Raw genomic sequence first — 4,526 nt, 5'->3', positions numbered from 1 at the left:
TGGGGCTGCACTTACTGTCACCAACCTAATAAAAATAGTAAGCTTTAAATATATAAAGATCTTTCGGTTAACTTAACCGCGTAACTCATAGAATAATTATGTGATAATCATGTTCGAATATGGCAATAATCAGATTGGAAAAAATGTACAAATCTTTGATCCGGTAACGCTCGGTTTTCCTTCCCGGAATTATATTGGAATGAAGGATCATCCGGGTGTAATAATTGGAGATAATGCCATCATTCGATCCGGCACCATACTATATGCTGATGTCCGGACCGGATCCCATTTCTCAACCGGTCATAATGTCCTCGTCCGGGAAAAAACGGTACTGGGCAATCATGTCTCTCTTGGAACCGGAGTAATCATAGAAGGCAACTGCACGATTGGGGACCATGTCAACCTTCAGAGTATGGTGTATGTACCGACCAATTCAGAACTAGGAAATTATGTTTTTATCGGACCGAATGCCGTTCTGACAAATGATAAATATCCCCCTCATGGAGGAAAGAACCTCATCGGTCCAATCATTCGTGATCATGCTTCAATAGGTGCAAATTCTACAATACTGCCGGGGGTAACCATCGGGGAGGGATCCCTCATTGCAGCAGCGTCGGTTGTAACCAAAGATGTTCCCCCATTCTCGCTTGCGATTGGTTCACCTGCCCGAATAAAACCACTTCCGGAGGGAGCGATTCAGAAATGATCCCTGTAGCCCGTCCCTGTGTTGGGCAGGAAGAAGCAGATGCCGCAGCCAGGGTGATTTCTTCAGGTATGCTCGCATCCGGACAGGAAGTCATTCATTTCGAGAAAGAATTTGCAGATTTTTGTGGGACTCCTCATGCAGTTGCCACAAGCAACGGGACAACGGCACTTCATATGGCGATGGCAGCACTTGGTATAGGGCCAGGTGATGAGGTCATTGTTCCTTCCTTTACCTTCATCGCCTCTGCAACATCCGTCAGCATGTGTGGCGCCTCTCCGGTTCTTGCAGACATTGAGGAAAAAACATATTGTATTGATCCAGAAAAGGTTCCTGAACTGATCTCACCACACACAAAAGCCATAATCGGCGTCCATCTTTTTGGCCAGCCATGTGATATCCGTGCACTATCTGACATCTGTTCAGATCACGCACTCCATTTCATCGAGGATTGTGCACAGGCACATGGCGCACAGTATAAGGGCAGGGCCGTGGGAAGTTATGGGACCTGTGGCTGTTTTTCGTTTTACCCGACCAAGAATATGACCTGTGGAGAAGGCGGTATGGTAACCAGTATTAATCCTGAATTCATTGACCGGATACGACTGCTCATAAATCATGGTCAGAAAGAGAAGTACCTGCATACCGAGTTAGGGTATAATTTCAGACTTACTGACATTGCTGCCGCAATCGGGCGTGTACAGCTACGAAAACTCCCGAAAATGAATCAGTCCCGGCAGGAGAATGCAGATTTCTTTTCAAAAAACATTGTCCGTCGCGGCATCATACTCCCTTTCGTCAGACAGGAATTAACTCATGTATATCATCAGTATGCCATCCGGGTTACCGATCAGGCTGACATTACTCGTGATGAGCTTGTTTCCGATCTGAACAGGAAAGGTATCGGAACAGCCATTCATTACCCGATACCTATCCATAAACAACCGGTATATGAAGGGAAGATTCGAACAGGTGGGTGCCCGGTATCTGAAAAGATCTCCCGAGAGATACTCAGTCTTCCGGTGTATCCGGGCCTGACGCTGGAACAACGAGATTCAATAACTCGTGCAATCAATGGATGTGAATAATGGATGTCGGGGTGATCGGGACCGGGATGATGGGCCGGAATCATGTCAGGATATATTCTGAGTTAAAGCCAGTACAGTCTCTTTTCGTATATGATGTACATCAGGATCAGGCACGGATAGTTGCAGAGCAGAACAACGCAGAAGTGGCAGGTTCTATCCAGGAACTCCTGAAAAATGTAGATGCTGTCAGTCTCTGTGTCCCCACTCCTCTTCATTATCAATCAGCACAGGAGATAATCACAACCGGAATGAACACCCTTATTGAAAAACCAATATGCCTTACTTCAGCGGAGGGTCATGAGCTCATAAAGAACATTCCAAAAGGGACCATAGTCGGAGTCGGACATATTGAGCGCTTTAACCCTATTGTGAAAGAAATCTCAAGAATCATCGCAAACCCTCTGTATGTAGAACTAAAGAGGCATAATCCGACATCATCCAGGATCACTGCCAGTTCAGTAGTTGAAGATCTTATGATCCATGACATTGACATAATTCTTCATTCCCTGTTCCAGGATCCCCTTGACGTCTTTTCACGGGGAACACGGGATGTAGCGATGGCATTATGTCAATGTGGCAATACTCCGGTCTATCTCTCTGCCAGCAGAAAAGCATCAAAGAAGATACGAATGATTCACATTGAACAGGAGGATATTACCATCGAAGGGGATTTCATGACTCAGGAGGTTTATATCTACCGCAAACCCGGCCTTTATTCTGTAGAAAATGAGCGGTATGTTCAGGAGAATATTGTAGAAAAAGTGCAGGTAACCAAGAAGGAGCCACTTCGCGATGAACTCTTGTCATTCCTGGACTCCGTCCGGACCGGGAAAGATTTTCCTGTGACTCCTGAACAGGCGGTTATGAATCTTGAAGTCTGTGAACACATTGTCCGGGGGCTTTCTCATGGCAACTGAATTATCCGCTGTGTTCAAACAAAGAGGGCCCATCAGGACGATTGGAGTTATCGGGATGGGATATGTCGGGATCCCTTCTGCTGCTCTCTTTGCTTCAGTTCCCGGTATTCAAAAGGTCTATGGATTTCAGCGAAATTCTCCTTCATCCGGGTATAAAATCCGGATGATGAGCGAAGGAAAAAATCCCTTAAAAGGTGAAGAGCCTGGTCTGGATGAGTTGTTGGCAGATGTTGTGCATAAGGGAATATTTCACTGCACCGATGACTTCACCCGTATTCAGGAATGTGATGCAGTGACTATCGCGATTCAGACTCCGTTTCAAAACCCAGAAGATCTGATACCGGATCTTACCGCTCTTGAGGAGGGTTTGCGGCAGGCCGGGAAGTATCTGACCAGAGGTACACTTGTGGTCCTTGAATCTACGATAACTCCCGGAACGACCTGTGGATGGGCAAGGGAGATACTTGAGGAGGAGTCAGGGCTTCTCGCCGGATGTGATTTTGCTCTGGCGCACGCTCCTGAACGTGTCATGGTAGGACGGCTTATTCAGAATATTCAGGAGCATGACCGGATCGTTGGAGGGATTGATGACAATTCTACCCGACGGGCAATTGAGTTATACCAACCGGTTCTCACGAAAGGACAGATCATACCGATGACCGCAACTGCAGCAGAAGTGACCAAAACTGCAGAGAATACCTTCCGGGATCTCCAGATAGCTGCAGCAAATCAGTTAGCATTATATTGTGAGGCCATGGGGGTCAATTTCTATGATGTCAGGGCCGGTATTGATTCTCTGAAAGGAGAAGGGATCACCCGTGCAATTTTATGGCCGGGAGCGGGTGTTGGTGGGCATTGTCTGACAAAGGATACCTATCACCTGGAGCGGGGGGTGGACGTGGCTGGTATATCTCCGCTTGATTATCCCCAGGGTCACGAATCATTGTTTGTTCTGGCCCGGCATGTGAATGACTTTATGCCCCGTCATATGTTTCATCTGGTCAGACAGGGCCTTTCGTGTGTTGGAAAAGAGGTCTCCGGCTCCAGGATTGCTATACTGGGATTTTCATTTCTTCCGAATACTGATGATGCACGAAATACTCCGACAGAACAGTTTGTTACTATCTGTAAGATACATGGAGCAGTTACAGAGATTCATGATCCATGGGTCCATGTCTATCCTGGGATCGACCTTTCATCGGATATTGGACCGGTGGTGAAAGATGCAGATGTCCTTGTTCTTATGACCGCTCACCGGATGTATTATACCCTGGATTATGAATGGGTAAAGAGAATGATGAGACCTTTTCCTGTTTTAGTTGATGGGAGGAATATTGTTGATCCTGATGTGATCATCAGAGCCGGATTTGTGTATGAGGGAGTTGGGAGAGGGGATAAGAACTGTCATCCGAGAGATTAAAAATCCCTTTTACACCATAATGAATCAAAGACAGCAGATGAATTATCCATCCCGATCCTCTCTTATTATTGATACTGCATCGGGTCCTGAACTCATTTGGCTGCATATTTTTGTTGCCTTTTGCAGAAGTTGTTCTTTTCTTTTTCTTTTCACATATATTTCTATGAGGGATCGAATATCTGCCTGTACATCTTCGTCTTTCATCTCATCCATTAGAGAACGTATACGGGGATCAATTCTAATGCTGTATACTGCAGACTCAGCCATAATTGTATATGGGAGGGGCAGTTTAAATATCTTAATGTTTATCCAGTATCTCCGAATGAATCTGAAACATCCATTGGAAACTAAACTATTTCTTCTGTAGTGATTTTTTCGTCAACGACATTCAACGAAAC

General features: G+C 45.7%; 5 protein-coding genes. 4 read left to right on the top strand and 1 reads right to left on the bottom strand.

Annotated features, from left to right (window positions below):
• The first annotated feature begins 109 nt into the window (after positions 1–109).
• From LDL35_RS14645 to LDL35_RS14630, 4 genes are read left to right on the top strand one after another with little or no spacing between them, the layout of a single operon-like run.
• Positions 110–706 carry an acyltransferase gene (locus tag LDL35_RS14645; RefSeq protein WP_304023770.1) on the top strand — a complete coding sequence of 199 codons (597 nt, stop codon included), beginning with the start codon at positions 110–112 and terminating at the stop codon, positions 704–706.
• On the top strand, positions 703–1,791 hold the full coding sequence (locus LDL35_RS14640) for a DegT/DnrJ/EryC1/StrS family aminotransferase (RefSeq protein WP_304023768.1): 1,089 nt from the start codon (positions 703–705) through the stop codon (positions 1,789–1,791). The genes LDL35_RS14645 and LDL35_RS14640 overlap by 4 nt, the downstream gene beginning before the upstream one ends.
• On the top strand, positions 1,791–2,708 hold the full coding sequence (locus tag LDL35_RS14635) for a Gfo/Idh/MocA family oxidoreductase (RefSeq protein ID WP_304023766.1): 918 nt from the start codon (positions 1,791–1,793) through the stop codon (positions 2,706–2,708). The genes LDL35_RS14640 and LDL35_RS14635 overlap by 1 nt, the downstream gene beginning before the upstream one ends.
• Positions 2,698–4,128 (top strand): nucleotide sugar dehydrogenase, encoded by a 1,431-nt coding sequence (locus tag LDL35_RS14630; RefSeq protein ID WP_304023764.1) that lies wholly within the window; start codon positions 2,698–2,700, stop codon positions 4,126–4,128. Before LDL35_RS14635 ends, LDL35_RS14630 begins: the two co-directional genes overlap by 11 nt.
• A gap of 42 nt (positions 4,129–4,170) precedes the next feature.
• Here LDL35_RS14630 and LDL35_RS14625 read toward each other — a convergent pair whose 3' ends face one another.
• Positions 4,171–4,395, bottom strand: a complete 225-nt coding sequence (locus LDL35_RS14625; protein ID WP_304023762.1) for a hypothetical protein — start codon at positions 4,393–4,395, stop codon at positions 4,171–4,173.
• Positions 4,396–4,526 lie beyond the last annotated feature (131 nt).

Origin of the sequence: Methanospirillum hungatei, assembly GCF_020216685.1 — an archaeon.
Taxonomy (GTDB): domain Archaea; phylum Halobacteriota; class Methanomicrobia; order Methanomicrobiales; family Methanospirillaceae; genus Methanospirillum; species Methanospirillum hungatei_B.
This window is presented reverse-complemented; position numbering and strand designations above follow the sequence as displayed.

Coding starts and splice junctions, on each gene's coding strand:
- LDL35_RS14645 (WP_304023770.1), top strand. CDS start 110: ATGTTCGAATATGGCAATAATCAGATTGGAAAAAATGTACAAATCTTT.
- LDL35_RS14640 (WP_304023768.1), top strand. CDS start 703: ATGATCCCTGTAGCCCGTCCCTGTGTTGGGCAGGAAGAAGCAGATGCC.
- LDL35_RS14635 (WP_304023766.1), top strand. CDS start 1,791: ATGGATGTCGGGGTGATCGGGACCGGGATGATGGGCCGGAATCATGTC.
- LDL35_RS14630 (WP_304023764.1), top strand. CDS start 2,698: ATGGCAACTGAATTATCCGCTGTGTTCAAACAAAGAGGGCCCATCAGG.
- LDL35_RS14625 (WP_304023762.1), bottom strand. CDS start 4,395: ATGGCTGAGTCTGCAGTATACAGCATTAGAATTGATCCCCGTATACGT.